This window comes from Rathayibacter oskolensis (genome assembly GCF_900177245.1).
GTDB lineage: Bacteria > Actinomycetota > Actinomycetes > Actinomycetales > Microbacteriaceae > Rathayibacter > Rathayibacter oskolensis.
In genome coordinates this window covers 269,819-294,925 of the sequence record NZ_FXBM01000003.1, presented here as the reverse complement: position 1 = coordinate 294,925, position 25,107 = coordinate 269,819, and the positions used below count along the sequence as shown (strand labels likewise).

Here is a 25,107-nt window from a genome sequence, read left to right as displayed (position 1 = left end):
CGGCTCGAATCGATTCGACAACGGGTCCCCCCGTCTCGATGGGCCCGGAGTCGCGTCAGCCGCGATCCGGCCCGGCCCGCCTCCAGGAATCCCGGTCATGACCAGCACCCCCGCCCTCACCCGCCCGCAGCTCGTCGCCTGGCGCAACGCCGTCTTCACGATCTTCGTCCTGAGCGGCGTCACGATCGCGACCTGGGTCTCGCGGACCCCCTCCATCCGCGACGAGCTCCAGCTGTCCACCTCCGGGGTCGGCCTGCTGATCCTCGCGATGTCGATCGGCGCGATCGTGGGCCTCGTGCTTTCGACGGCGATCATGTCGGCGCTCGGGGCGCGACGCGGGATGCTCGTCGGCCTCGTGATCTGCTCCTCCGGGCTGGCGATCCTCGGCGTCGCGGCCGACACGCTCGGCGCCCTGCCGATCGCGTTCGCCGGCATGGCCCTGCTCGGGTTCGGCAACGGCGCGGTCGACGTCATGATGAACGTCGAGGGAGCCGCGAACGAGCAGGCGTTCGGCAAGACGCTCCTCCCGCTCTTCCACGCGTTCTTCAGCCTCGGCACCGTCGTGGGCGCGCTCCTGGGCGCCGCCGCCTCCGCCCTCGCGATCCCGGTCGTGGTGCACCTCGCCACCATCGCCGCGGTGGTGGTGGTCACGGCGGCCGTCGCAATCCGCTTCGTCCCCGTCCGCGACGAGCTCGACACCTCCGGAGTCGCGACGGTGGTCGCGAAGGCGCCCGTCCGCGAGCGGATCGCCGCCTCTCTCGGCGTCTGGCGCGACCTCCGGCTCGTCTTCATCGGGCTGATCATGCTGGGCATGGCCTTCGCGGAGGGGTCGGCGAACGACTGGATGACCCTCGCGATGGTCGACGGGCACGGCACCGATGCGACCACTGCAGCGATCGTCTTCGGCGTCTTCGTCGCCGCGATGACGGTCGGCCGCGTGATCGGCGGCCCGGTGCTCGACCGCTTCGGCCGGGTCCCCGTGCTCCGCGGCTCGGCACTGCTCGCCGTGGTCGGCATCCTGCTGTTCATCCTCGCGCCGGTCGACGCCCTCGTGATCGCCGGAGCCGTCGCCTGGGGACTCGGCTGCTCGCTCGGCTTCCCCGTCGGCATGTCGGCGGCGGCGGAGGGTGCCCACTCGGCCGCCCGCGTCAGCGCCGTCGCGACGCTCGGCTACGTCGCCTTCCTCGTCGGGCCCCCGGCGATCGGATTCCTCGGCGAGCACCTGGGGATCCTCAACGCGCTCTTCCTCGTGCTCGCGCTGGTCGCGGTCGCCGGCATCGCCTCCCCCGCCGCGCGCACCCCGCGCGCCGACCTCGTCGACGAGCGCGCGTGACCGGCCCGGGCTCGGAGGCGTGCAGGGTCGCCCTGGTCACCGGCGCCAATCACGGCATCGGCGCGGCGATCGCCGAGCGCCTCGCGGCCGACGGGCTCGCCGTGCTGGTCGCCTTCCTCGCCGAGGAGATCCCCGACCACGAGCCGGAGCGCCAGCGGGCCGCCCACCGGACCGACGGCGAGCGCGTCGCCGAGCGGATCCGCGCCGCGGGCGGGCGTGCCCGCGCCGTGTCCGCGGACCTTCGCGACGCCGCCTCCGCCCCGCTGCTCTTCGACGCCGCCGAGGAGTCGCTCGGGCCCGTCGACGTCCTCGTGAACAACGCCACCGGCTCGCTCATCGACACCTTCCGCGCCCGCGACGCCGACTGGATGGGCCGGCCGCAGCGCCGGGTCACGGCCGAGACCATCGACCGCCAGTTCTCGGTCGATGCGCGCGCGGGAGCCCTCCTCATCGCCGAGTTCGTCGAGCGCTTCGAGCGGCGCGGCGCCCACGGCGGGCGCATCGTGTCGCTGACCTCGGGAGGTGAGCGCGGCTTCCCGGGAGAGGTCTCGTACGGAGCCGCGAAGGCCGCCCTCGTCGACTACACGATGTCGGCGTCGCTCGAGCTGAGCGTGCTCGGGATCACCGCGAACGCCCTGCACCCTCCCGTCACCGACACCGGGTGGGTGACCGATGAGGTCCGCGAGTCGGTCGCGCAGAACGACCACTTCTTCGACGTCGCCCGGCCCGAGGAGGTCGGCGACCTCGCCTCCTTCCTCGTCTCGCCGGCCGGACGCCGCGTCACCGGCAACGTCATCCGCATGGCCTGACGGCGGGCCGACCTCCGGCAGCACCACCCGACCTCCTCCGGGTCACCTCCCGGCTCGCCGAACCACGTCCGGCTCGCAGAACCCGGCGATTCCCGCGAGCCGAACGCGATCCCACGCGCCCGAGGCGCACCCCCGCCCCTACAGCGCATCCCCGCACCCGCAATAGGCTCCTCACCACGGCGGAGGGGGACGCGGTGCGATTCGAGGCTCGTGACGGTGCGGTCATCCACGTCGACGAGCTCGGCGCGGTCGACGGACCGCCGCTCGTCGTCGTCCCCGGCGGGCCGGGCCGCCACCCCGCCTATCTCGGCTCCTTCGACCCCGTCGCCGCCACCCGCCGCATCCTGGTGCTCCACCCCCGCGGAGTCGGCGGGTCGACGGCGGCGCCCGTCCGGTCGTTCACCGGGCTCGCCGACGACCTCGAAGACCTGCGCCTTCACCTCGGAGTCGACGCCCTCGACCTCCTCGCGCACGCGACCGGCTGCCGCCCCGTCCTCGTCTACGCGGCCCGTGCCCCCGAGCGACTGGCGCACCTGCTCCTGGTCGCGCCGGCGACGGCCTGGCTCGGCATCGGAGGCGACGACCGCGCGTCGATCGCCCGTCGCAGACAGCACGAGCCGTGGTTCACCAGCGCGATCGAGGCGGCGAGGGCGCTCTCGGAGGAGCAGGACCCGCAGCGCCGCCTCGCGCTCTATCCGCGCGCCGCTCCCCTCGGCTGGTCGACCTGGGACGAGCGCGCGCTCGCCCACGAGCGGGCGGCCCTGTGGTACCCCGACGCCTTCACCGCGTTCTTCACCGAGGTCGACGCCGACGAGCTGCGCGCCGCCCTCTCCCGCGTCGCCTGCCCCGTCGTGGTCGTCGGCGGAGAGGACGACGCGCTCGTCGGCCTCGCGCCGCTCGGCGCGCTCGCCGCGCTCTTCCCCCGGGGCAGCCTCGCGGTGATCGAGGGGTGCGGCCACTACCCCTGGGTGGAGGCGCCGGCCGAGTTCGCGATCGCCCTCCGCGCCTTCCTCACCACACCCTCGCCGGTGCCGCCGATCGGACGCCGCCGGAGGGCCGACCCCGGCTGACGCCGCCCGGAGCCGTCTAGTCTCGACGGGTGCGTCTCGTCATCGCGCGCTGCTCCGTCGACTACACCGGCCGTCTCAGCGCCCATCTCCCGCTCGCCACCCGCCTCCTGCTGGTCAAGGCCGACGGGAGCGTCCTCGTGCACTCCGACGGCGGATCCTACAAGCCGCTGAACTGGATGAGTCCGCCGTGCACGCTGGTCACCGGCGAGCCCGACGAGGCGGCGAAGGAGGCGGGAGTCGTCCAGCAGTGGACGGTCGCGCACAAGAAGACGGGCGATGCGCTGGTCGTCTCGATCCACGAGGTCCTGCACGACTCCGCTCACGAACTCGGAGTCGATCCCGGACTCGTGAAGGACGGCGTCGAAGCGCATCTGCAGCGCCTGCTGGCCGAGCAGATCGATCTCTTGGGCGAGGGTCACACTCTGGTCCGGCGCGAGTACATGACCGCTATCGGACCGGTCGACATCCTGGCCCGGGATTCCCGCGGGGCCGCCGTGGCCGTCGAGATCAAGCGCCGCGGAGAGATCGACGGGGTCGAGCAGTTGACCCGCTATCTCGAGTTGATGAATCGGGATCCGCATCTCTCGCCCGTCACCGGAGTCTTCGCGGCTCAGGAGATCAAGCCGCAGGCCAGGACTCTCGCCCAGGACCGGGGCATCCGCTGCGTCGTGCTCGACTACGAGGCCATGCGCGGAGTGGACGACTCGCACACCCGGCTGTTCTGACGACCCGCCGACCGACGGAAGCCCCCTGCGATCTCGTCGCCGGGGGCCTCGTCTCTCGGTGCCGACCGGCTAGTGGGCGGCCTGGTAGGCGGCCTGGACCTCGGCCGGGATGCGGCCGCGGTCGGAGACCTGGTGGCCGTTGGCGTTCGCCCACTCGCGGATCGCCTTGAGCTGCTTGGGGTCGCTCTTCGACGCGTTCGCGACGGTGGAGGCGGCCGCAGGGCGCGAACCGACGCGGCGCGCGCTCGAGACGAACTTCTCGAGGGCGGAGTGGAGCTCGGCGATGTTGTCGGGGCCGAGGTCGATCTCGTAATTGGCGCCGTCGACGCTGAAACGGACGGTTCCGCCTTCTCCCGAGTCGATAGGGGTGCCATCGATATCGTCGACGAGCGTGATCTTCTGTGCCACTTCTTCCTCCAGTGCTGATCGGCCCGAGGTGAATCGGACCGGTATGAATCGGGCGGTATGAATCGAGCGGAATCAATCGACCCGGTATCGAGCGGGCCGTTCTGCATCGGCTCGAGGTCAATCGAGCCGAGATGAATCGAACCGAAGAAGACGTTACCCCCTCGAAGCAGTATCGGCGCGCTTATGCGCGTTGATGACGCTTCTCGAAGTGATAAGTGGAGCAGATACTCAGAGAAAGGCGCGCCTCGTCCGCGCATTCGCCGTTCTCGCCGACATCCGTCGATCTCCTCATTCCACCGGATTCGGGACGGAGAGCGATCCCGGATAACGTCGACACATGGCTCGGAGAGAACGTCCCCCCGTCGCGCCGGCGAGACCGGGCCCCTATCGGAACACTCCGGCCCGCGAGGCGCTCGAATCCCTCGTCGCCGCTCCGACGGTGGCGGCGGTCGAGCAGCTGCTCGCGGCCTGTCTCGAGGGCTCGCTCGTCGTCGACGTGACCGGGTCGGAGCCGGGCGGCGTCCCGCACGTGCGCACGGTCGCCACGACCACCGGCGAGCTGGTCCTCCCGCTGTTCACCTCGACCGACGAGGTGCGGGTCGCTGTTCCCCGGCGGCAGCATCCGACGGTGCAGATGCTGGTCCTCCCCGGGCGGGAGGCCTTCGCGCTCATCGGCACCGCCGACTTCGTCGCCGTGCAGCTCGACCCCGGCTCGATCGCCCAGGTGATCGCCCGCTCCTTCATCGAGAGCGCCCTCGCGACCGGAGGCGACGCCGCGGCGGCACCGGACGGAGCGGCACCGGACGGGTCGGCACCGTAGAGTATGGGCCCGGCGGGGCAGCGTCGGCATCCCCGCGTCCCTCGAGGTCAGGAGCCCGCCATGTCCGACACGACACTCGCCCGCGCCGGCACGCACCGCAGAGCCGGCACCTGGTCGTGCATCCTGTTCGACCTCGACGGCACCATCACCGATTCGGCGCCCGGCATCACCGGCACCCTCGTCGACACCTTCGTCGAGCTCGGCCGCCCCGTGCCCCTGCCCGCCGAGCTCCTCGCCTACGTCGGCCCGCCGCTGCTCGACGCCTTCCGTGAACTGGGCGGGATGAGCGTCGACCAGGCGCAGGACGCCCTCGCCGTCTACCGTCGCCGCTACAACGCGGGCGGGCTCTTCGACTCCAGCCTCTATCCCGGCGTGCCCGAGGTGCTCGCGCGCATCGCCGAGGCCGGCATCCCCCTCTCGCTCGCGACGTCGAAGCCCGAGTCGGCCGCGACCCGCATCCTCGAGCACTACGGGCTCGCGCAGTACTTCACGGTGATCTGCGGTGCCTCCGAGGACGAGGTGCGCAGCGCCAAGGCCGACGTGGTCGAGGAGGCGCTGCGCCGCCTCCGCGAGCTCGGCGTCGACCTCTCGGCCCCCGTGATGGTCGGCGACCGGGAGCACGACGTGCACGGTGCCGCGGCGCACGGGATCCCGACGATCATGGTCGAGTGGGGCTACGGCTCCCCGGTCGAGGCCGTCGGCTCCATCGCGCTGGTGTCCGAGGCGGGCGAGCTCGAGAACCTCCTCCTCCCCTGAGCCCGTACGATGAGGGCATGACTGGTCTGGGCGTCGTCCTCTCGTTCGTGCTGTTCCTCGGCGGGATCCTCGCGCTCGGCAACGCGTTCCTGTGGCCCGATCTCGGCGGCTTCATCTTCTTCGCCGGCATCCTCATGATCTCCGGCTCGCTCGCGCTCGGCTTCCACATCCTGCCCAAGTCGCAGTAGGTGCGCGTCAGCCCAGCGTGTCCGCGTCGAGGTTGATGACCGATCGGATGTAGACCGCGGTGCCCGCTCCGGCGATCTGCGGATTCATCCGCAGGAGCTGCTGCACGGGGATGCCGAAGCGCTGCGCGATGTCGAAGAACGTGTCGCCCTCGACCACCTCGTAGCTGACGATGTCTCCCGCGCCGTCGCGCGTGGGCTCGCCGTTCGCACCGGGTACCGCGCCGTTGTCGACCGCGTAGGCGGTCTCGGGGATCTCGGGGACGGCGTTCGGGGTGATCGTGACGGTCACCTCGGGGACGGGCACGAAGACCGTCGCGGTCGACTGCGGCAGCGCGGCGGTGACGGTCGGGTCGGGAGTCGGAGTCGCGGTGGCGAAGACCGTCACGGTGACGGTCGGAGTCGGAGCGGGCACCGCGCACCCGGACAGGGCCGTCGCGACGACCAGGGCGGCGGCCGCGCCTCCGAGTGCTCTCGCGCGCATGACCCCGCCCCTCGTCGCGCCGACCCCCGGCACATCCGCGTCCACCCTAGGAGATGCGCGGAGCCCGCCGCGCATCGACGGCGCTATCGTCGGAGCCATGACGCCGCAGGAGCTCGAGAACCTCGCGCACCTCCGCCGCGTGCGCGATCTGATCGACCGCGAGTACGCCCGGCCGCTCGACGTGCCGACGATGGCGGCGCGAGCGCTGATGTCTCCGGCGCACTTCTCGCGGCGGTTCCGCGCGGCCTACGGCGAGACCCCCTACAGCTACCTGATGACCCGGCGCATCGAGCGGGCGATGGCCCTGCTGCGAGCGGGGGCGAGCGTGACGGAGGCGTGCCTGGCGGTCGGCTGCACGTCGCTCGGCTCGTTCAGCTCGCGCTTCGCGGAGATCGTGGGACGCACCCCCTCCGCCTACCGCGACGACGCGCACGACGCCGTCGACGCGATGCCCGACTGCATCGCGCGGCTGCGCACGCGCCCCGTGAGGCCCCCGCGCCCGCCCGCCGCCCTGCTGGTCGAGTAGCCCCGCAGGGGCGTGTCGAGACCCGCCCCGCATCGAGCAGGATCGGAGAAGCGGCGCGCCGGACGTGCGGCATAGAGTCGCCGCCATGAGCATCGAACTGCAGTACGTGAACATCACCGTCTCCGACGTCGACGAGTCGATCGCCTTCTACGGCGACGCCCTCGGCCTCGAGGTCGTCATGGACGTGGCGAACGGAGGATTCCGCTGGGTCACGCTCGGGAGCGAGGCGCAGCCGGGCCTGGGCCTGGTGCTCTCGGTCCCGCACGCCGGACGCTCGCAGGCCGACGGCGACGCGCTCCAGGAGCTGCTGACGAAGGGCGTGCTGCCCATGCTCGTCTTCCGCGCGAGCGACCTCGACGCGACCTTCGAGTCGGTGCGCGCCTCAGGGGCCGAGGTGCTGCAGGTGCCGATCGAGCAGGCGTGGGGCCCGCGCGACTGCGCGTTCCGCGACCCGTCCGGCAACATGGTCCGGGTGTCGCAGGCCTGAGTCGGCCGGCGTCAGGAGTGCGGCTCGGAGAGGAGCCGCAGTCCGCCGCCGCCGTTCGCGGCGTCCATCAGGATCTCGATCCACGACGGGTTGATCGTGGGCTGCCTGCTCCCGGCGAAGTGGAACTGCAGCGCGATGTTGGGGTTCATCCAGAACGAGTGCCGCCCTCGTGCGCCCTCGGGCATCGAGTCGAGGGTGAGGCTGAAGCGCTCGTCGCGCCGGAACTTCGCGTACACGACGATCTGGAGGTGGGCGAGGGTCCGGTCCTCGATCTCGATCACGGCCGGCGGGGTGCCGTAGAGGAATTGACCCATGAGGCCAGCCTATCTCTAGTCCGGCTCTTTACTAGCTTGTCTAGCTAACTCTCGGGCTCGTCGTCGAGCTCGATCTCGGCGTCGATGTCGTCGACGGCCGCGCTCATCCTCCGCAGGAAGTTGACGACCGCCTCCGCCTCGCTCGCGTCGAGATCCTCGGCGATCTCGAGCATCCGGCGGTGCATCAGCTTCAGCCTGCCGCGCACCTCCTGATCGCTGTCGGCCGTCGCCTCGACGACGATGCCGCGGCGGTCGGTCGGGTGGGGCTTCCGCATCAGGTGGCCGCTGAGGACGAGGCGATCGATGAGGACGGTGGTGGAGGCGGACGAGATCGAGAGGTGCGCGGCGAGATCCTTCGCGCCGACGATGACGCCCTCGCGCTGCCGGCGCAGGAGGAACTGGATCGCGATCAGGTCGGTCTCGCCCATCGCCATCTTCTCGCGCGTGCGCCGCCGCATCGAGATCTCGGACACCCGGTAGCTGCGCATCGCGCTGAGCACCTCGACAGCGCGCCGCGTGGAGGACTCGTCGGGGTACCAGTACCCCGCGCCGCTCCGGACCGTGGTCTCGCTCATCCGGCCATCCTAGACGCGCGTGCAATCCGGCCGTCGAGCCGTCCTTGCCCGGGACGTCGGAGGCGCGGGGCGTGCGCGGCCGAGCGCCCGCCCCCGACCGCCCGCCCGCCTACTCTGGAGCGGTGACCGCCACCCTCGTCGCGAAAGGCCTCTCCGGAGGCTATGCGCACCGCACCCTGTTCGACGGACTCGACCTCACCGTCGCCCCGGGAGACGTGGTCGGCGTCGTCGGGGCGAACGGCGCGGGCAAGTCGACGCTCCTGCGCATCCTCGCCGGAGAGACCCCTCCGCTCGAGGGCGGCGTCGTCCTCTCGCCCGGCGACGCCTTCGTCGGCTGGCTGCCGCAGGAGCACGAGCGTCGCGAGGGCGAGACCGTCTCGGGCTACATCGCCCGCCGCACCGGGTGCGCCGACGCGTCCGCCGAGCTCGACACCGCCGCCGCGGCCCTCGCCGACCCGGACCTCGACGGGAGCATCGCCGACCGCTACGCCCTCGCGCTCGACCGCTGGCTGGCCAGCGGTGCCGCCGACCTGGACGAGCGGACCCCCGTCGTCCTCGCGGACCTCGGCCTCGCCCTCGGGCGGAGCGGATCGGACGGGCGGAGCGACTCCGGCGGTGGGAGCGCGGTGACCGCCGACTCCCTGATGACCTCGCTCTCGGGCGGCCAGGCGGCCCGGGTCGGACTCGCGGCGCTCCTGCTCTCGCGCTTCGACATCGTGCTGCTCGACGAGCCGACGAACGACCTCGACCTCGACGGCCTCGAGCGGCTCGAGGCGTTCGTGCGGGGTCTGCGCGGCGGAGTCGTGCTGGTCAGTCACGACCGCGAGTTCCTCGCCCGCAGCGTGACCCGCGTGCTCGAGCTCGACCTCGCGCAGGGCACCAACACGGTCTACGGAGGCGGCTACGAGGCGTTCCTCGAGGAGCGCGAGACCGCGAAGCGCCAGCGCCGCGAGAAGTACGAGGACTTCGCCGATCAGAAGGCCGACCTGGTCTCGCGCGCCCGCACGCAGCGGGAGTGGTCGAGCCAGGGCGTCCGCAACGCGATGAAGAAGGCGCCCGACAACGACAAGATCCGCCGCAGGGCGTCGGTCGAGTCGAGCGAGAAGCAGGCTCAGAAGGTGCGCCAGATGGAGAGCCGGATCGCGCGCCTCGAGGAGGTGGACGAGCCGCGCAAGGAGTGGCAGCTCGCCTTCACGATCGGCACCGCACCGCGCTCGAGCTCGGTGGTGTCCACCCTGAACGCCGCGACCGCGCGCCGCGGCTCCTTCACTCTCGGCCCCGTCTCGCTGCAGGTCGACGCCGGCGACCGCATCGGCATCACGGGGCCCAACGGTGCCGGCAAGTCGACGCTGCTCTCGCTGCTGCTGGGGAGGGCTGCTCCGGAGGAGGGCGGCGCGTCCCTCGGCGCGAGTGTCGCGATCGGCGAGATCGACCAGGCTCGCGCGATGCTCGCCTCCGACGTGCCGCTCGCCGACGCCTTCGAGGCGCTCGTCCCCGAGTGGCCGACCGCCGAGGTGCGGACCCTGCTCGCGAAGTTCGGCCTCAAGGCCGACCACGTCTCGCGGCCCGTCGGCGAGCTGTCGCCGGGCGAGCGGACCCGCGCGGCGCTGGCGCTGCTGCAGGCGCGCGGCACGAACCTCCTCGTGCTCGACGAGCCGACCAACCACCTCGACCTGCCCGCGATCGAGCAGCTGGAGCAGGCGCTCGAGGCCTACGAGGGCACGCTGCTGCTGGTGACCCACGACCGGCGCATGCTCGAGACCGTGCACCTCACCCGCCAGTGGCGCGTCGCGGACGGCGTAGTGACGGAGTCGTAGCGCGCGCGGTCTGCAGGCGGTGGTGCGATCCGCAGGTGATGGTGCGATCTGCAGGCGGTGGTGCGATCTGCAGGCGGTGGTGCGATCTGCAGGCGGTGGTGCGATCCGCAGGTGATGGTGCGATCTGCAGGTGATCAGCTCGCGGAACGCGATCTCGCCGCATGCCGGGCGCGCGCCGAGCCTCGAACTCAGAGCGACGCCGCGCGCGACTCCAGCAGCGCGCGGGTGCGGTCGTTGCCCGCGAGGGAGGCGGCCGTCGCGAACTCGGAGCGCGCCTCCTCCCGCCGCTCGAGCCGCAGCAGCAGCTCGCCGCGGACGGCCGGCAGCAGGTGCGAGCCCCGCAGCGCCCCCTCCGACGACAGCCGGTCGACGATCAGCAGGGCGGAGGCGGGACCCGTCGCCATCGAGACCGCCACGGCTCGGTTCAGCTCGACGACCGGGCTCGGCGCCACCCGCCCGAGGACTTCGTACAGCAGCACGATCCGCTCCCAGTCGGTGTCGGCCACGCTCGGTGCGACCGCGTGGCACAGGGCGATCGCCGCCTGGAGTCCGTAGGCGCCACGACCCCTCCCCACACGATCGGCCCGGAGCAGCAGAGCGCGGCCGCGCCCGATCTGCGCGCGGTCCCAGCGGGTGCGGTCCTGATCCTCGAGGAGCACGGGCGAGCCGTCCGGGGCCGTCCGCGCCGCGAAGCGCGACGCCTGCAGCTCCATCAGCGCCACCAGCCCCAGCACCTCGGGTTCGCGCGGGAGGAGGGCCGCCAGCACGCGCCCGAGCCGCAGCGCCTCGTGGGCGACCTCGGTGCGCAGCCAGCGGTCGCCGGAGGTCGCCGCGTAGCCCTCGGTGAAGATCAGGTAGACCACGCCGAGCACGGCGTCGAGGCGCTGCTTCCACTCCGACGGCTCGGGCACCTCGAAGGGCACGCCCGCGGCGGCGAGCGTCTTCTTGGCGCGGACGATGCGCTGCTGCACCGTCGCCGTCGGGACGAGGAACATCCGCGCGATGACGTCGGTGCCGAGGCCGCCGACGAGGCGCAGGGTGAGGGCGATGCTCGCCTCCCGCGACAGCACGGGGTGGCACGCCGTGAAGACCAGACGCACGACGTCGTCGTCGATCGGCTGCCACTCGTCGTCGACGCCCTCCTCGAGATCATGGGCGAGGAGCCGGTAGCGGTCGTCGAGCGCGGCCCGGCGCCGCCAGCCGTCGATGGCCCGGCGCTTCGCGACCGCGGTGAGCCACGCGCCCGGGTTCCGCGGGACGCCCGACTCCGGCCACTGCTGGAGGGCCTCGACGAGCGCCTCCTGAGCGAGGTCCTCAGCGAGGCCGACATCGCGCGTCACGCGGGCGAGCGTCGCCACGATGCGCGCACTCTCGATGCGCCAGACCGCGTCGACGCTCGCCCGGATGTCGTCCATCTCAGTCGCGGGCGGCCTGCTCCTCGCGCCAGCCCGCCTCCTTCTGGACGTACTCGTTGTCGGCGAAGTCGGCGAAGTCGCTCTCGTCGGTCACGCGGCGCACCTCGAGCTTGTTGCCGGGGACGAGCGGGCAGCGCAGCGCCCACTCCTTCGCCTCCTCCTTCGAGGACACCTCGAGGATCCAGAAGCCGTTGAACAGCTCGTGGGTCTCGCCGTAGGGGCCGTCGGTGATCGCGGGCGGCTCGGAGTCGAAGTCGACGACGAACCCGGTGGTCGCCACGTCGTCGGCGAGGCCGTCGCCCGCGAGCAGCACGCCCGCCTTCATCATCGCCTCGTTGTACTGGCCCATCCTGGTGATGATCTCGTCGAACGGCATGTCGGCGTACGCCTCCTTGGCGGCGTCGGTGGCGCGCATGATCAGCATGTACTTCACGGTGGTCTCCCTGTCGTCGCGGGCGCTGTCTGCGCCCTCCTACTCTGGCGTCGAACGGCGGAGGCGGATATCGACATCGGCGCGAACATCCGGCTCGCGGAGTGCGGGCCGGCTCGCCGGTCTCTCGGCAGGAGTCGCCTCGCTCGCCTGCTGATCGAGCAGGTCGCGCAGCGGGCGCATCGAGATCCACCAGCGCCGGAACGTCAGCACTGCAGACCCGCCTGCTGACGGCTCCGAACTCGGCCCTACTTCTTGCCGCGGGCCGACCGGGCTTCGCGGTTGCGGACGATGGCCGCGCGGACGAGCTCGGCGAGCGCCTCCTCGGGCACCGCGTCGCCCTCGGCGAACTCGACCGAGCGGCGCTGGTTGCCGCCGAGCTCGCCGTTGAAGATCCCGTGCGGATCCGGCAGCGAGGCGCCGTACATGAAGCCGAGCTTCACCTTCGTCTTGAAGATGTTGCCGACCACGAGGATCCCGTCGAGCTCCCAGACGGGCGCGCCCATCCACTTCCACTCCTCGACGATGCCGGGGTCGACGTCGAGGATGATCCGGCGGGCGTCGGCGAGCAGCGCTCCCCGCCAGTCGGGGTGCTTCGCGATCAGGGCGTCGATCTCGTCGGCGGGGTTCGTCGCGGCAGGGGTCCCGGATGTCTCGGCAGGTGGCGTCATGGCGACGTGTCTACCGCATCCGCCCGGTCTCCGGCCGCCCCGAACGATGAGCGCCGCACCTTCCCCGCGTCGCTGCGCACCGGTTCGCGCACCAGACGCAGAGCCCGGAGGCGGCGCTCGCGCCCCAGCCGCGCGTTCGCCCACGCGAGCAGCGCGTCGCCGTCGGCCTCCTCCTCTCCGACGTCGACCACCGCCTCGATCGCCTGCCCGAGGTCGTCGTCGGGCACCCCGAAGGCGACGGCCCCGCGCACCGCGGGGTGCGCCTCGAGCACCCGCTCGACCTCGATCGGGTAGACGTTCACCCCGCCCCGCAGGATCAGGTCGTCGGCGCGGTCGAGCACCCAGAGGTAGCCGTCGGCGTCGACGCGCCCGACGTCGCCGAGCGTGTCCCACCCGTCGGAGGTGCGCTTCGACCCGCCGCCCAGGTAGCGGTAGGCGGCGTCGGAGCCGCGGTGCATCCAGATCCTCCCGGTCTCGCCGATCGGCGCCGCGGAGCCGTCATCGCGGAGGATGCGCAGCGACGTGCCGCCGATCGGCCGCCCGACGCTGCCGGGACGCTCCAGCCACTCGTCGCCGCGGATCATGGTCAGGCCGTTCGACTCGCTCCCCGCGTAGACCTCGAGCACGCGCGAGGGCCCGAGCCAGTCAATCAGCGCGCGCTTGTCGTCGGGCGGGCACGGGGCACCGAGGTGCAGCACCAGCTCGAGCGACGACACATCGGCCTCCGAGCGATCGGAACGGAGGAGGCGGCGGATCGTCGTCGGCACGAGCAGCGTCCACGTCACGCGGTGCTCCGCTATCGCGGCGAGCACCCGCCGCTCGTCGAAGCGCGGCAGGATCACGAGCGTCTGCCCCGTCATCAACCCGCGGAACGCGTAGGTGAAGGTCGCCGAGTGCATCAGCGGGCCGGCGACGAGCTGCACCCCGGTGAGCGGCAGGAACGCGGCGACCGGCGCCTCCGGGTCGAGCAGCGCCGGACCGCTCGCGAGCACGACCTTCGGCCGCCCGGTGCTGCCGGAGGAGGCGGGCGCCTTCCACGACGACGCCCAGCGGTCCTCGAGCGGCTCGTCCGAGGCGTCCGGCCGCCAGTCGCCCGGGCGCCACGGCCTCGACCCGGAGGCGGCGCCCACCACGAGCGCGGGCGCGGCCACCTGCTCCACCGCGGCGCGCTCCTCCGGCGACAGCTGCGTCGGCACGGGCTGCGGGGTCGCGCCCGCCTTCCAGATCGCGGCGCAGACGACGATCGCATCGAGCGAGTTCTCGAGTGACACGGTCACGAGGTCGTCGGTGTCGACGCCGAGATCGCGGTAGGCGCGGGCGAGGCGGTTGCTCGCGCGATCGAGCTCGCCGGCGGTGAGCGAGCCCTCGTCGGCGATCGCGACGACGCGGTCGGGGTCGGCGTCGGCGAGGCCGCTCAGGATGCGCGAGATCGAGCGGCGGGTCACCGGAACGCCCGCCCGGCGTCGACACTGTAGGAAGGATTCACGGAGAACGACCGTTCCATGCGGATCCGCGGCCGTCCCGCGACGTCCGTCCTGAATCGTCGACGCCGGCACCGAGCAGCTCCTCGTAGAACCGCACGTGCGCCGCCGCCACGTCGTCCCACGAGTGCGAGAACGCCAGCTCCCGCCCCGCGGCACGACCGCCCCCACCGTCCAGCGCCTCCTCGAGCGCGTCCGCGAACGACGCCGGATCGCTCCCGTACCGGACCGTATCGCCGAACACCTCGCGGATCACCGGCAGCTCCCGCGCGAACACCGGCACTTCCGCGGCGAGCGCCTCCATCGCCGCGAGCCCGAAGCCCTCTTTCGTCGACACGAAGCCGAGCGCTGAGGCTCCCGCGACCAGGGGCGCCAGCCGCTCCTCCGGGATCGTGCCGAGGACGACCGGGGCGACGCCCGACGCCGCCGCGCGCCGGTCGAACTCGGCACGGTACGGCCGGTAGTCGAACAGCGTCTCGCCACCGCCGAACACCAGCGCGATGTCGCGACCGCGCTCGCGCAGGAGCGCCCACGCCTCCAGCAGCTCGATGCTGCCCTTGCGCGGCTCGATGCCGCCCAGCGCCAGCACGTACGGCCCGAGCTCGTCGCGCCAGGCGGCGGTCAGCGGGTCGGAGGCGGCGGCCGCGAAGCGCTCCGCGTCCACTCCGTTCGGGATCACCGTCGCCCGGCGGCCCCAGCCGTCGCGCACCTCCGAGGCCACCGACGACGAGACGCAGAGCAGGGCGCGCGGCAGACGCACAGCCCGGTCGTGGCACGCGCGCAGCTCCGGAGTCGTGAAGTCGTCGAGGTGGTGCACCGTCCGCACCGGGGCGAGCCCTGCGGCGAGCGCCGCGTTCGCCGAGATGCAGTCCTGCGCGTGCACGAGGCCCGTCTCGCCGCGCAGCGCCGCGGCCATCGCGTCGATCGACCGGAGGATCCGCGCGCCGACCGGCTCGTCGTCGAGGGAGGCGAACGGCACCACCTGCAGCTCCACCGCCGGGTCGACCGCTCGGAAGAACGCGTCATCGCCGCCGCGGGCGAGCGTCCACACCGTGACGTCGTGGCCGGCCCGCGCGAGCGCCTCCGCCAGGGCGAGCGTGTGCACCACACCGCCGCGGGGACGAGTGGAGTAGGTGAGCAGGGCGACGCGCATCAGACCCGGTAGGCGTGCTCCGCGCGGTCGCGGAGGTGGTTCATCGTGCGCCGGGCGCGGGCCACCGAGACCGAGACGTCGGCCGAGGCGAGCGCCAGCCCGCCCTTCGCCCAGGTCTTCGCGATGATCTCGCCCGCCGGGTCGACCACCTTCGCCTGCCCGAGGAAGCGCAGGCCGCCGAGCACGCCGGTCTGGTTCGACGAGACGAGGTAGACCTGGTTCTCGGCGGCGCGGGCGCAGTCGTAGAGGTCGAAGAGGTGCGCCTGCCGGTCGTTGCGGATCCGGTCGGAGCGGTCGGTGACACTCGCGGGCCAGGCGCTCAGGCAGGCGAGCACCTCGGCGCCGTCGAGCGCGAGCGACCGCGCCGACTCGGGGAACGTCTTGTCGAAGTCGATCAGCATGCCCAGCCGGCCGACGGGCGAGTCGAAGGAGGCGAACGAGTCGCCGGGCAGGTACGCCTCCGATTCTCCCAGCGGCAGGTGCACCTTGCGGTGCGTGCCGATGACCCGGCCGCCCTGCACGCAGACCGCCGTGTTGTAGCGGAGGTCGCGCCCGCCCTCGAGCACCCGCTCCGAGATGCCGAAGCACACCGTCATGTCGCCGGCCAGCTCGGCCACGGCGGCGACCTCCGGCCCGTCGAGCTCGACGCTGGGCGGGAGGTCGCCGGTGCCGGGGTGGTGCATGTCGAGCAGGTAGCCGCCGAGCGTCGCGTCGGGCAGCACCAGGAGGTCGACGGAGCGCTCCCTCGCCTGCGCGATCATGCCCGGGAGCTTGGCGAGGGTGCGGCCCACGTCGCGGCCGAAGTGGGCCGCGACCGCTGCCATCACCGTCTCCGCCATGCGCCGAGGCTACCCGGCGAGGTCGGACTCGCGCGGCCGGCTGAAGCGCACGCGGCGGATCTCGGACGCGAGGTGCGCCGCGTCGCGGGCGATGGCCTCGAAGCGCCCGGATCCCCAGGTGTGCAGCCAGGGCAGGCCGAGGAACGAGAGCCCCGGGGTGCTCGTGACACCGCGCTGGTGCGTCGGGTGCCCCGCGCCGTCGAAGACGCCGACCTCGACCCACCGGTAGTCGGAGCGGAAGCCGACCGCCCAGATCACGCTCGTGATCCCCGCGGCGGCGAGGTCGAGCTGCTCCCCCTCGACCGGCGGACGCCAGACCGGCTCGTAGCGCGCCTCCACCGGGGCCTCGATGCCGCGGGCGGCGATGAAGCGGTCGATGTCGTCCTTGATCGACTCCGCGACCGAGTCGGCGTAGTCGAGCGACGCCTCCGCCGTGGGCGCGAAGCGGAGGCTCGAGCCCTCGACCGCCGAGAGCCGGCCGTAGAGGTGCATGCCGTCGCGCGCGAAGGCGCGCAGGTCGATGTCGCGACCGCCGCCGCGCCCCGTGACGTAGTGGTTCGTCGACTCGCGCTTGGTGAGGCCGCCGACCTGCGCGTGCACGGGGATGTCGTAGACGCCCATGTCCTGCAGCCAGGCGACGCAGTCGCGCCCGCGGTAGAAGCGGGCGACGCGCGGGGCGCTGCCGAGCGCGAGGTGCACGTCGCGACCGGCGAGGAAGAGGTCCTCGGCGATCTGCGCGCCCGACTGCCCGGAGCCGACGACGAGGACGCCTCCCGGTGGGAGCGCCTCGGCCGAGCGGTAGTCGGCCGAGTGCAGCTGGACGAGGTCGAGCGGGAGGCGCGAGGTGATCGCCGGCAGGACGGGCCGGTGGTAGCCGCCCGTGGCGATGACGACCTGGTCGGCCGTGATCGATCCCGCGCTGGTGACCAGCTCGAAGCCCCCGCGCTCGTGCTCGCGCAGCCGCGAGACCTCGGTGTGCTCGACGACCGGCGCGTCGAAGGAGGAGGCGTAGCGCCGCACCCAGGCGTGCACCTCGTCGCGGGTCATGAACCCGTCCGGATCCGGTCCGTCGTAGGGGTAGCCCGGCAGCCGGCACTGCCAGTTCGGGGTGACGAGCGTGAACGCGTCCCAGCGGCGGTCGATCCAGTCGTGGCCGATGGTGTCGCGCTCGAGGACGACGTGGTCGATCCCGTCGTCCGAGAGGTGACGGCTGAGCGAGAGGCCGGCCTGGCCGCCTCCGACGACGGCGACCTCGACGTGCATCCCCGGAGTGATCGAGGCGGTCACGGTCGCACCGGATCCATCGCCAGCACTCGGACCGTGCCGCCGTCGAAGCGGCGGGCCGTCTCGACGATCTCGCTCCGCTGCTGCATCGCCGAGGTGCAGGCGAAGCCGAACTTCGCGCGCACCCGCTCGGAGGCGATGTCGAGCGCCTCGACGGAGCGGGCGACGAAGTCCTCGACCGGGTACTGGTCGCCGGCCGCGAGGTAGTCGTGCATCACGAGGCTCGGCGAGTAGCAGCGCTCCTCCGAGCCGTCCGGCCAGCGGACGTGGAAGGTCATCTCAGGCATGGACGAGCCCTCCGCCCCAGACGCGGTCGAGCCCGCTGTAGGCCTCGGGGCGTCGATCGCGGAGGTGGAACATCCCTCCGCGCATCGCCTCGAACGTGCCGCGCACGTCGATGTCGGCGACGGCCATGCCCGCACCGAGGAGCGTGGTGGCCAGGATGTTGCCGCCCGGGTCGACCACCTTGGCGTTGCCCACGTAGCGGAGCGAGCCGAAGGTGCCCGACTGGTTCGACGCCAGCCAGAAGACCTGGTTGTCGAGCGCCCGGGCGATGTCGAACTGGTTGAAGCGGTAGGTCCAGCGGTCGTCCTGCAGGTTCTCGGCGGTCGCCGTGCGGGCGGCCGGCCACGCCGAGAGGGAGGCGATGATCTCCGCTCCGTCCAGCGCCATCGAGCGCGCCGCCTCCGGGAACGCCTTGTCGTAGCAGATCTGCAGACCGACGCGGCCGACGGGGGTGTCGAACGTGCTGTACCCGGGGCCGGGCGAGTACGACATGTGCTCGCCGAGCGGCTGGTGCACCTTGCGGTAGCTGCCGTAGACCTGCCCGCCGTCGAGGAGGGCCGCCGCGTTGTAGCGCGTCTCTCCGTCGTCGTCGAGCTCGCAGAAGCCGATCGCGACCATCAGGTCGCCGACGATCTCCTGCACCCGCGCGAGCTCCGGTCCGTCGACGCGGATGGCCGGCGGGAGCGAGCGCGACGTGGTCTTCACCGTGTCGCCGTGGTTGCCGAGCGAGGAGAGGTAGCCGCCGATCGCGGCCTCGGGGAGGACGAGGAACTCGACTCCCCGCCCGCGCGCCTCCTCGGCGAGGGACGCGATGAGGGCGTAGTTCTGATCGAGGTCGCGGGTGAAGTTCGCCGCGACCGAGCCGACGAGGGTCATGGTCTACAGGTTGTAGGTCGAGTTGATGATCGCGCCCTTGCGGGCGTAGTGGATGAGCGCGTCCTGCACGTCGAGCGGGTGGCAGGGGATGCAGCCCTCGATCAGGTCCTCCTCGCGGAGGCCGTGCAGAGCCATGCCGAAGCGGCAGACGAAGACGCGGTTCCCCTCCTGGATGAAGGTCTCGATCGCGTTGTTGAGGTTCTGCTCTCCGGGGAAGCCGGAGTCGCCGACCGTCGGGAACCCGCGGGTGGCCATCGCGTTGATGGTGCCCGGTCCGTAGAAGTAGAGGGCCGACTCGTAGCCCTTGCGGGCGGCGCGGGTCGCCTGCAGCACGGCGACGAAGCTGACGGAGGACTCGTGGGCGATGCCGTGCACGAGGGTGAGGTACGACTCCCCCTCCTCGGCCTGGTAGTCGGGGAACACCTTCGTCGAGCCGTAGAGGTTGCTCCCCTTGGGGAGCGAGGGGTGCGCGATCTCGCCGCGCGACTTCTCGATGTTGGCGCTGACCTGGTCTTCGATCTCCTGCGAGACGGACATGGTTCCTCCTGTTTCCGGGTGTTTCCGGGTCGCCGATGAGACGGCGGGCGAGTGTGCGGGCTCCGGCGGGAGGCGCTGAGACGACGCGGGGAGACGTCCGCCGGATGGAGCGGTGGTGCGGAGTGGAACGTCACCAGTCAACGACCGGGGTGTTTCGAATTGGTTTCGGCCGGAAGAAGCTCGTGTGACGTCGCTTCGTAACGAGACCGCGTTCCGCCCGACATCGAGCCGAAACACGGCGTGCCTTGAATGGGAGGCGAGACGAACGCATCGACATCCCGGCCGCCCCCGCGCGGCCCGTCAGGCCCGCTTCCGCGGCGCCACGAAGGAGTCATCCGTGACCGATCTCGGAATCCCCACGCTCCGCACCCGCGTCGACATCGCCCTGCAGGGCATCCGCGTCGAGGCCCCCGTCCACCGAGAGGCCGGCGCCGGCCCGAGCGACGACGGGCACGTGATGCTCGGCGGCCTCGGCGCCGCCATCCCGATCAACCCGAAGAGCCCCTACACGGTGCGCGGCGATCGCCTGCTCCTCGAGGGCGCCGACATCGGCCTCGACGTCACTCCGGTGCGCCGCCCCCGCTTCTACGACCTCGAGACCGCGGACGGCGTCTCGTACGAGAAGATCGCCCGGCTGCACGGCCGCGACATCCTCGCCACGACCGTCGTGCAGACCTGCATGCGCTACGACGAGGCCGAGCGCTGCCGGTTCTGCGCGATCGAGGCGTCGCTCGAGGCCGGTTCGACCATCGCGGTGAAGACGCCCGCGCAGCTCGCCGAGGTCGCGGAGGCGGCGGCCCGCCTCGACGGCATCCGCCAGATGGTGATGACCACCGGCACCTCCAAGGGGCGCGACCGCGGAGCGACCCACCTCGCCCGCTGCGTGCGCGCGGTGCTGGAGGCGGTGCCGGGTCTGCCGATCCAGGTGCAGTGCGAGCCTCCCTCGGACGTCTCGGCGCTGCAGGCGCTGAAGGACGCGGGCGCGGTGTCGATCGGCATCCACGTCGAGTCGATGGACGACGCGGTGCGGCAGAGGTGGACGCCCGGCAAGGCCCGGGTCACGCTCGACGAGTACCGCTGGGCCTGGCGCGAGGCGGTGCGGATCTTCGGGCGCAACCAGGTCTCGACCTACCTCCTGGTCGGCCTCGGCGAAGACCCCGACGAGCTCGTCGCGAGCGCACAGGAGCTGATCGAGATGGGCGTCTACCCGTTCGTGGTCCCGTTCCGGCCGCTGCGCGGGACGCTCGCGACCGAGGTCGACCACGTGCTGCCTCCCGCCGGCTCGCTGCTCGAGAAGGTCAGCGCGCAGGTCGCCTCGCTGCTGATCGCCGCCGGGATGCTCAGCACCGGGCAGTCGGCGGGCTGCGCGGCCTGCGGAGCGTGCGGCGTGCTCAAGACGGCCGGCGCCTGATGGAGCTCTCGATCCTCGAGGGGGTGCGGCGGGCCGCTCCGTTCACGGTGATGCGGGCCGACGCACGGGAGCTCGGGGCCTACCGGGCGCTGCGCCGCGAGGTCTTCGTCGCCGAGCAGGGCCTCTTCGCGGGCTCGGACGCCGACGACATCGACGACGATCCGCGGGCCGCGGTGCTCGTCGCGGTGACCGCCGAGGGCGCGGTGCTCGGAGGCGTGCGGCTCGCGCCGGTCGGTCCCGGCCGCGATCTCGGCTGGTGGACGGGGAGCCGTCTCGTGGTGTCGCGCGAGGCGCGCGGAGGAGCGGGCATCGGAGCCGCGCTGGTCCGCGCCGCCTGCGCCGAGGCCGAGGCGCGCGGGGTGCTGCGGTTCGAGGCCTCGGTGCAGGAGCGCAACGAGGTGCTGTTCCGCCGCCTCGGCTGGCAGCGGATCGGCGCGCTGACGGTCGCCGGTGCTCCGCACGTGCGGATGCGCTGGCCCCTGGACCGCCTCGATCGCACGGCGCGCGCGGCGAAGGCGGCGCTCGGCTCCCTCCTCGCTCCGTTCGCGGCCGGCGGCGGACTCGGCGGCGCGGGCTTCGTCGGCGACGACGGGGCGCCGGTGCCGGGGACCGATGTGGTCGCGGTCTGCGACGCGATCATCCCCTCGATGGTCGAGCGGCACCCGGAGTGGGCGGGCTGGTGCTCGGTGCTGGTCAACGTGAACGACCTCACCGCGATGGGCGCGACCGGAGTCGGGCTGCTCGACGCGATCGGCGCGCGCGACGCCGCCTTCGCCGCGCGGATCGTGAGCGGGATCCGCGACGCCGCCGAGGCGTGGGGCCTGCCGGTGCTCGGCGGGCACACGCAGCTCGGGGTGCCCGCGGCGCTCACCGTGACGGGGCTCGGGCGGGCGGCCGCGCCGGTGCCGGGAGCCGGGGCGATCGGCGACGAGCTCTCGGCGACGGCGGATCTCTCCGGCGGCTGGCGGCCCGGCTTCGCGGGCGCCCAGTGGGACTCGACCTCGGGTCGCCGCGGCGGGGAGCTGCGGGCGATGGCCGCCTCGGTGGGTCTCGCGCGGCCCCGGGCGGCGAAGGACGTCAGCATGGCCGGGCTCGTGGGCACGGTCGGCATGCTCGCCGAGGCGTCGGGCGGGGGCGCGGTGCTCGATCTCGCGGCCGTTCCGGCTCCCGAGGCGGCCGGTCTCGGAGACTGGCTCGCCTGCTTCCCGGGCTTCGCCATGATCACCGCCGACCGCCCGGGCGAGGGGCGGATGGGCACGCCGCTGACCGCGACCGCCGCGGTCGGGCGGATCGTCGCCGAGCCGGGGGTGCGCCTCCGCTGGCCCGACGGAGCCGAGACGGTGGGCGTGGCCGGGCCCGTCACGGGGCTGGGCGCGGCGTAGCGGCGGCGGTTCGTCGGGAGGTGGGTCTCGAGATCCACCGCCGCCGCAGTCGCCCGAGCGCAACCCCTCCGACAGCGGCGAGTGCGCGGCGCAGACTGGCCGACGAGCCCGCACGACGCGGGTGTCCAGCGACGGAAGGAACGACTCCCATGGTGGATCTCGGAGGTCTGGCCGACAAGGCGAAGAACGCCGCGAACAGCGACAGGGGCGAGGAGCTGACCGACACCGGTCTCGACAAGGCCGGCGACGCCGCCGGGAAGGCGACCGGCGGGAAGTTCGACGACAAGATCGACGGCGCCGAGAAGGCCGCCGACGGTCGCGTCGGCAACGAGTAGCAGCCCTCACCCCCGCCGAGGGAACCCGTTGCCGCCGAGACACCGCCCCCGCGGCGGTGTCTCGCGCGGAACGGGTTCCCTCGGCAGGCCGGCAGGCAGCTGCTAGGAGGCGGGCAGCGCGTCGAGCAGAGCGAGCACCACCACGGCCGAGCGGTCGGCGGCGTCGTCGACGTGGGCTTCGAACTCGCCGGGCGCGCAGAGATCAGAGATCCCGCGCACCGAGACGAACGGCAGCCCGTGCACGAACGCCGTCTGCGCCAGCGACACCGACTCCATGTCGGTCGCGAGAGCGCCCGAGAAGTGCCCGCGCACCCGCTCGACGTGGTCACCCGAGACGAAGGTGTCGCTCGAGACGATCAGTCCGCGGCGGACCGTGATCGTCGGCTCACCGGTGGAGACCGCGGCGGCGAGGGCGGGCGCGTGCCCCGAGTAGCGCTCGGGCATCCCCGGCACCTGGCCGAGCGCATAGCCGAAGGCGCGCGCGTCGGCGTCGGTCTGCACGTACTCGTCGCCGATGACGACGTCACCGACGCGCACCTCGGCGCCGAGCCCACCGGCCGAGCCGGCGCTGACCACCAGGGGCGCGTCCGGCTGAGCCCGGAGGATCGCGGCCGTCAGTCCGCCCGCCGCGTTCACCAGGCCGACTCCGGTGCGCACGAGCAGCACCCGGTGGGCGCCGAGCTCGAGATCCCACTGCAGCGCGTTGCCGACGGCACGCGGTTCGGAGGCGGTGCCCGCCTTCGCGAGGAACGGCTCCGCCTCCTCGTCCATCGCGACGAGGACGATCGCGTCGATCACGCGGTCACCGTCTCCCACTCGTCACGACGCGAGAGGAACGTGCGCGCCGCCTCCTGAGCGCCCTCGAGCGAGTGGTTCGCGCCCCAGCCGCACTGCGTGTCGTTGGCCGCGGGCACCTCGGTCGCCTCGGTGATGTCGCGGAGGGTGTCCTCGACGAGCGAGAGCACCTCGTCGAGCGCCGGCTCGCCCTGCAGGATCAGGTAGAAGCCGGTCTGGCAGCCCATCGGCGAGAAGTCGATGACGCGGTCGGAGTGGTTGCGCGACTTCTCGGCGAAGAGGTGCTCGAGCGAGTGCACGGCCGGCATCTCGAGGTGGGAGGCGTTGGGCTGGGTGAAGCGCACGTCGTACTTGACGATGTGGTCGCCTCCCGGGAGCGTCTTCGCGTCGGCGAGGCGCACGTAGGGCGCGGCGACGGTGCGGTGATCGAGGTTGAACGACTCGACGTTCATGCGCGGCTGATCCACGGTGCTCTCCTTGTGCTGGGGGTCCGTCCATTGTCCCCCCGTCTCTCGACCGGCACGCGTGCCGGGCTCTGTTCCCCGTGGTCCCGCGGCGAGCCCGTCACTCCCCCGAGATCGACGGCGGGCGCGCCGGATCGAGCACCGAGGCCGGGTCGAAGAACGAGTACAGCGTGTCGTTCCGACCCTCGATCGCCGCGCGCAGGCTGATGCCGTCGACGTTGATGCGCGCCTCCCGCAGGTACCCGGGGCCCCACTGCCCCCAGGCCGGCCGCGAAGCGTCGACGGTGAAGAACGCGGTGAACCCCTCGGCCGCCAGCAGGTCGTAGGTCGCTCCGGAGTAGCCGCCCACCCCCGCGATGTCGGCGCCGAACGGGTAGACGAACAGGTCGGTGGCGCCGACGATCGGCTGCACCTCGTCGCGCCACTTGCCGACGTCGGCGGTGATCCGCTCCATCGACGACTCCCGCATGTCGATGTGCCCCCAGCTGTGCGACGCGAACTCCCAGCCGTCGGCCGTCATCGCCGCGGCGACGGCGGTCGCGTCGGCGGTGTCCTGCTCGATCCGCGGGTTCGTGTCTCCGTAGGCGAGGCGGGAGGTGCGGTAGCCGAGCACCCCGTTGTAGCCCGTGAGCGCGATCACGCCCTTCGCGCCCTGGAACGAGAAGTCGGGGTGCGCGGCCACGAAGTCGTCGACGATCGGCACCAGGTCGTCGGCGCCGACCCGGGTGCGACCGGAGGCGTCGGTGTAGCGGGTGCGCACGTCGCCGTTCCGATCGAGCACCAGGGCGTCGGCGAAGCCGTCCCCCTCCATGTACTCGTAGTAGTCGACGTCGTCCTGCGAGATCACGAGCGGCTTCTTGCCGACCGGCAGGGCGAGCGGCTGAGGGGTGACCGTGCCGTCGACCGCGCGTTCGTAGAGGTCGTGCGGGCTGACGAGCACGTAGCCGTTCGCGTAGACCTGCTCGAGGAGCGCCGCGAACTCGTCCTTCGTCACCATGTAGTCGAGGTAGCCCGCGCCGTCCTCGGGCGAGGCGAACGCGCGCGCGGGATCGACGACCAGCGAGTGGAAGAACAGGTGCGAGACCTGCGCGTTGTCGGGCCACACGGCGGTCGCGACGGTCGGGACGGCGCTGGGCGTGAGCGTCGCCGAGGGCGTGGCCGAGGGCGTGGGCGTGGGCGTCACTGTCGGCGGTCTCGAGGGCGCCGGAGTCGAGGTCTGCGTCGCCTGCACCGCGGCCACCGTGCCTGCCGGCACGTCGATCGGCTCAGCGGCGCAGCCCGCGAGCAGCAGCGCGATCACGGCGGCGGTCGCCGCCCGGCGCACCCTCGCGCCCCGTGTCCGTCTTCGCACGGCGCGATTCTGGCACGACCGACGCCTCCGGGCGAGGAGCGCCGTGCCCGGAGGACACCGGGTCTCTGGGGCCCGCCCCCGACCTGCCG

General features: G+C 72.6%; 30 protein-coding genes. 13 read left to right on the top strand and 17 right to left on the bottom strand.

What is annotated here, in order from left to right; genetic code table 11:
* The first annotated feature begins 97 nt into the window (after positions 1-97).
* The 4 genes from B9Y99_RS16450 to nucS all read left to right on the top strand — a co-directional run bounded on the left by B9Y99_RS16450 (position 98) and on the right by nucS (position 3,937).
* Entirely contained in the window at positions 98-1,333 is a 1,236-nt protein-coding gene (locus B9Y99_RS16450; protein ID WP_085477700.1) for an MFS transporter, read from the top strand.
* On the top strand, positions 1,330-2,142 hold the full coding sequence (locus tag B9Y99_RS16445; RefSeq protein WP_085477699.1) for an SDR family NAD(P)-dependent oxidoreductase: 813 nt from the start codon (positions 1,330-1,332) through the stop codon (positions 2,140-2,142). The genes B9Y99_RS16450 and B9Y99_RS16445 overlap by 4 nt, the downstream gene beginning before the upstream one ends.
* Positions 2,143-2,336: 194 nt before the next feature.
* The gene (locus B9Y99_RS16440) at positions 2,337-3,212 is read left to right on the top strand and encodes an alpha/beta fold hydrolase (protein ID WP_165759657.1); all 876 of its coding nucleotides are present in this window, start codon (positions 2,337-2,339) and stop codon (positions 3,210-3,212) included.
* A gap of 29 nt (positions 3,213-3,241) precedes the next feature.
* Entirely contained in the window at positions 3,242-3,937 is a 696-nt protein-coding gene (nucS, locus tag B9Y99_RS16435; RefSeq protein WP_085477697.1) for an endonuclease NucS, read from the top strand.
* Positions 3,938-4,006: 69 nt separating this feature from the next.
* Here nucS and B9Y99_RS16430 read toward each other — a convergent pair whose 3' ends face one another.
* Positions 4,007-4,345 (bottom strand): histone-like nucleoid-structuring protein Lsr2, encoded by a 339-nt coding sequence (locus tag B9Y99_RS16430; protein WP_085477696.1) that lies wholly within the window; start codon positions 4,343-4,345, stop codon positions 4,007-4,009.
* Positions 4,346-4,682: 337 nt separating this feature from the next.
* Here B9Y99_RS16430 and B9Y99_RS16425 point away from each other — a divergent pair, with 337 nt between their 5' ends.
* From B9Y99_RS16425 to B9Y99_RS18900, 3 genes are read left to right on the top strand one after another with little or no spacing between them, the layout of a single operon-like run.
* On the top strand, positions 4,683-5,165 hold the full coding sequence (locus B9Y99_RS16425) for an SseB family protein (protein WP_085477695.1): 483 nt from the start codon (positions 4,683-4,685) through the stop codon (positions 5,163-5,165).
* A 60-nt stretch (positions 5,166-5,225) separates the two neighbouring features.
* A complete protein-coding gene (locus tag B9Y99_RS16420) occupies positions 5,226-5,921 on the top strand; it encodes an HAD hydrolase-like protein (protein WP_085477694.1) in 696 nt (231 codons plus the stop codon).
* 17 nt (positions 5,922-5,938) lie between these two features.
* The gene (locus B9Y99_RS18900) at positions 5,939-6,109 is read left to right on the top strand and encodes a hypothetical protein (protein WP_165759656.1); all 171 of its coding nucleotides are present in this window, start codon (positions 5,939-5,941) and stop codon (positions 6,107-6,109) included.
* Between the two features lie 7 nt (positions 6,110-6,116).
* On the opposite strand, the gene B9Y99_RS16415 is transcribed toward B9Y99_RS18900, so the two are convergent.
* A complete protein-coding gene (locus B9Y99_RS16415; RefSeq protein WP_085477693.1) occupies positions 6,117-6,590 on the bottom strand; it encodes a LysM peptidoglycan-binding domain-containing protein in 474 nt (157 codons plus the stop codon).
* 97 nt (positions 6,591-6,687) lie between these two features.
* Between B9Y99_RS16415 and B9Y99_RS16410 the strand changes: the two genes are divergently transcribed.
* Both B9Y99_RS16410 and B9Y99_RS16405 read left to right on the top strand, forming a co-directional pair.
* Positions 6,688-7,116, top strand: coding sequence for a helix-turn-helix transcriptional regulator (locus B9Y99_RS16410; RefSeq protein WP_085477692.1), 429 nt, complete (start codon positions 6,688-6,690; stop codon positions 7,114-7,116).
* 85 nt (positions 7,117-7,201) lie between these two features.
* A complete protein-coding gene (locus tag B9Y99_RS16405) occupies positions 7,202-7,603 on the top strand; it encodes a VOC family protein (RefSeq protein WP_085477691.1) in 402 nt (133 codons plus the stop codon).
* 11 nt (positions 7,604-7,614) lie between these two features.
* Here B9Y99_RS16405 and B9Y99_RS16400 read toward each other — a convergent pair whose 3' ends face one another.
* Together B9Y99_RS16400 and B9Y99_RS16395 are read right to left on the bottom strand one after the other, a co-directional pair.
* Positions 7,615-7,917 carry a DUF7882 family protein gene (locus B9Y99_RS16400; protein WP_085477690.1) on the bottom strand — a complete coding sequence of 101 codons (303 nt, stop codon included), beginning with the start codon at positions 7,915-7,917 and terminating at the stop codon, positions 7,615-7,617.
* Between the two features lie 44 nt (positions 7,918-7,961).
* Complete coding sequence (locus B9Y99_RS16395) at positions 7,962-8,492, bottom strand: MarR family winged helix-turn-helix transcriptional regulator (protein WP_085477689.1); 531 nt, start codon at positions 8,490-8,492, stop codon at positions 7,962-7,964.
* A 122-nt stretch (positions 8,493-8,614) separates the two neighbouring features.
* Here B9Y99_RS16395 and B9Y99_RS16390 point away from each other — a divergent pair, with 122 nt between their 5' ends.
* A complete protein-coding gene (locus tag B9Y99_RS16390; protein ID WP_085477688.1) occupies positions 8,615-10,309 on the top strand; it encodes an ABC-F family ATP-binding cassette domain-containing protein in 1,695 nt (564 codons plus the stop codon).
* Positions 10,310-10,497: 188 nt separating this feature from the next.
* Here B9Y99_RS16390 and B9Y99_RS16385 read toward each other — a convergent pair whose 3' ends face one another.
* From B9Y99_RS16385 to B9Y99_RS16340, 10 genes are all read right to left on the bottom strand, one after another.
* Positions 10,498-11,724, bottom strand: a complete 1,227-nt coding sequence (locus B9Y99_RS16385) for an RNA polymerase sigma factor (protein WP_085477687.1) — start codon at positions 11,722-11,724, stop codon at positions 10,498-10,500.
* A gap of 1 nt (position 11,725) precedes the next feature.
* Positions 11,726-12,157, bottom strand: a complete 432-nt coding sequence (locus tag B9Y99_RS16380) for a YciI family protein (protein ID WP_085477686.1) — start codon at positions 12,155-12,157, stop codon at positions 11,726-11,728.
* Positions 12,158-12,402: 245 nt separating this feature from the next.
* Entirely contained in the window at positions 12,403-12,825 is a 423-nt protein-coding gene (locus tag B9Y99_RS16375; protein ID WP_085477685.1) for a DUF1801 domain-containing protein, read from the bottom strand.
* Entirely contained in the window at positions 12,822-14,270 is a 1,449-nt protein-coding gene (locus B9Y99_RS16370) for an AMP-binding protein (protein ID WP_165759655.1), read from the bottom strand. Before B9Y99_RS16370 ends, B9Y99_RS16375 begins: the two co-directional genes overlap by 4 nt.
* A gap of 37 nt (positions 14,271-14,307) precedes the next feature.
* Positions 14,308-15,459, bottom strand: a complete 1,152-nt coding sequence (locus B9Y99_RS16365; protein ID WP_085477683.1) for an MSMEG_0565 family glycosyltransferase — start codon at positions 15,457-15,459, stop codon at positions 14,308-14,310.
* Positions 15,459-16,298, bottom strand: coding sequence for a carbon-nitrogen hydrolase family protein (locus B9Y99_RS16360; protein WP_085477682.1), 840 nt, complete (start codon positions 16,296-16,298; stop codon positions 15,459-15,461). The genes B9Y99_RS16365 and B9Y99_RS16360 overlap by 1 nt, the downstream gene beginning before the upstream one ends.
* A 9-nt stretch (positions 16,299-16,307) precedes the next feature.
* Positions 16,308-17,585, bottom strand: a complete 1,278-nt coding sequence (locus B9Y99_RS16355) for an MSMEG_0569 family flavin-dependent oxidoreductase (RefSeq protein ID WP_244275013.1) — start codon at positions 17,583-17,585, stop codon at positions 16,308-16,310.
* Complete coding sequence (locus tag B9Y99_RS16350) at positions 17,582-17,869, bottom strand: MSMEG_0570 family nitrogen starvation response protein (RefSeq protein ID WP_085477681.1); 288 nt, start codon at positions 17,867-17,869, stop codon at positions 17,582-17,584. The genes B9Y99_RS16355 and B9Y99_RS16350 overlap by 4 nt, the downstream gene beginning before the upstream one ends.
* Positions 17,862-18,743: a carbon-nitrogen hydrolase family protein gene (locus B9Y99_RS16345; protein WP_085477680.1), complete on the bottom strand. Its 882-nt coding sequence runs from the start codon at positions 18,741-18,743 to the stop codon at positions 17,862-17,864. Before B9Y99_RS16345 ends, B9Y99_RS16350 begins: the two co-directional genes overlap by 8 nt.
* A 3-nt stretch (positions 18,744-18,746) precedes the next feature.
* Complete coding sequence (locus B9Y99_RS16340) at positions 18,747-19,280, bottom strand: MSMEG_0572/Sll0783 family nitrogen starvation response protein (protein WP_085477679.1); 534 nt, start codon at positions 19,278-19,280, stop codon at positions 18,747-18,749.
* Positions 19,281-19,617: 337 nt separating this feature from the next.
* Here B9Y99_RS16340 and B9Y99_RS16335 point away from each other — a divergent pair, with 337 nt between their 5' ends.
* The 3 genes from B9Y99_RS16335 to B9Y99_RS16325 all read left to right on the top strand — a co-directional run bounded on the left by B9Y99_RS16335 (position 19,618) and on the right by B9Y99_RS16325 (position 22,408).
* Positions 19,618-20,691: an MSMEG_0568 family radical SAM protein gene (locus B9Y99_RS16335; protein WP_208857000.1), complete on the top strand. Its 1,074-nt coding sequence runs from the start codon at positions 19,618-19,620 to the stop codon at positions 20,689-20,691.
* Positions 20,691-22,073: an MSMEG_0567/sll0787 family protein gene (locus B9Y99_RS16330; protein ID WP_085477678.1), complete on the top strand. Its 1,383-nt coding sequence runs from the start codon at positions 20,691-20,693 to the stop codon at positions 22,071-22,073. The genes B9Y99_RS16335 and B9Y99_RS16330 overlap by 1 nt, the downstream gene beginning before the upstream one ends.
* Before the next feature lie 149 nt (positions 22,074-22,222).
* Complete coding sequence (locus B9Y99_RS16325) at positions 22,223-22,408, top strand: antitoxin (RefSeq protein ID WP_085477677.1); 186 nt, start codon at positions 22,223-22,225, stop codon at positions 22,406-22,408.
* A 102-nt stretch (positions 22,409-22,510) separates the two neighbouring features.
* Here the strand turns inward: B9Y99_RS16325 and mtnN are convergent, their stop codons facing one another.
* The 3 genes from mtnN to B9Y99_RS16310 form a co-directional block, all read right to left on the bottom strand.
* Entirely contained in the window at positions 22,511-23,206 is a 696-nt protein-coding gene (gene mtnN / locus B9Y99_RS16320) for a 5'-methylthioadenosine/S-adenosylhomocysteine nucleosidase (RefSeq protein ID WP_244275011.1), read from the bottom strand.
* Positions 23,203-23,655 carry an S-ribosylhomocysteine lyase gene (locus tag B9Y99_RS16315; RefSeq protein WP_085477874.1) on the bottom strand — a complete coding sequence of 151 codons (453 nt, stop codon included), beginning with the start codon at positions 23,653-23,655 and terminating at the stop codon, positions 23,203-23,205. Before B9Y99_RS16315 ends, mtnN begins: the two co-directional genes overlap by 4 nt.
* Positions 23,656-23,767: 112 nt before the next feature.
* Positions 23,768-25,018 carry a polysaccharide deacetylase family protein gene (locus B9Y99_RS16310; RefSeq protein ID WP_244275010.1) on the bottom strand — a complete coding sequence of 417 codons (1,251 nt, stop codon included), beginning with the start codon at positions 25,016-25,018 and terminating at the stop codon, positions 23,768-23,770.
* Positions 25,019-25,107: the final 89 nt, after the last annotated feature.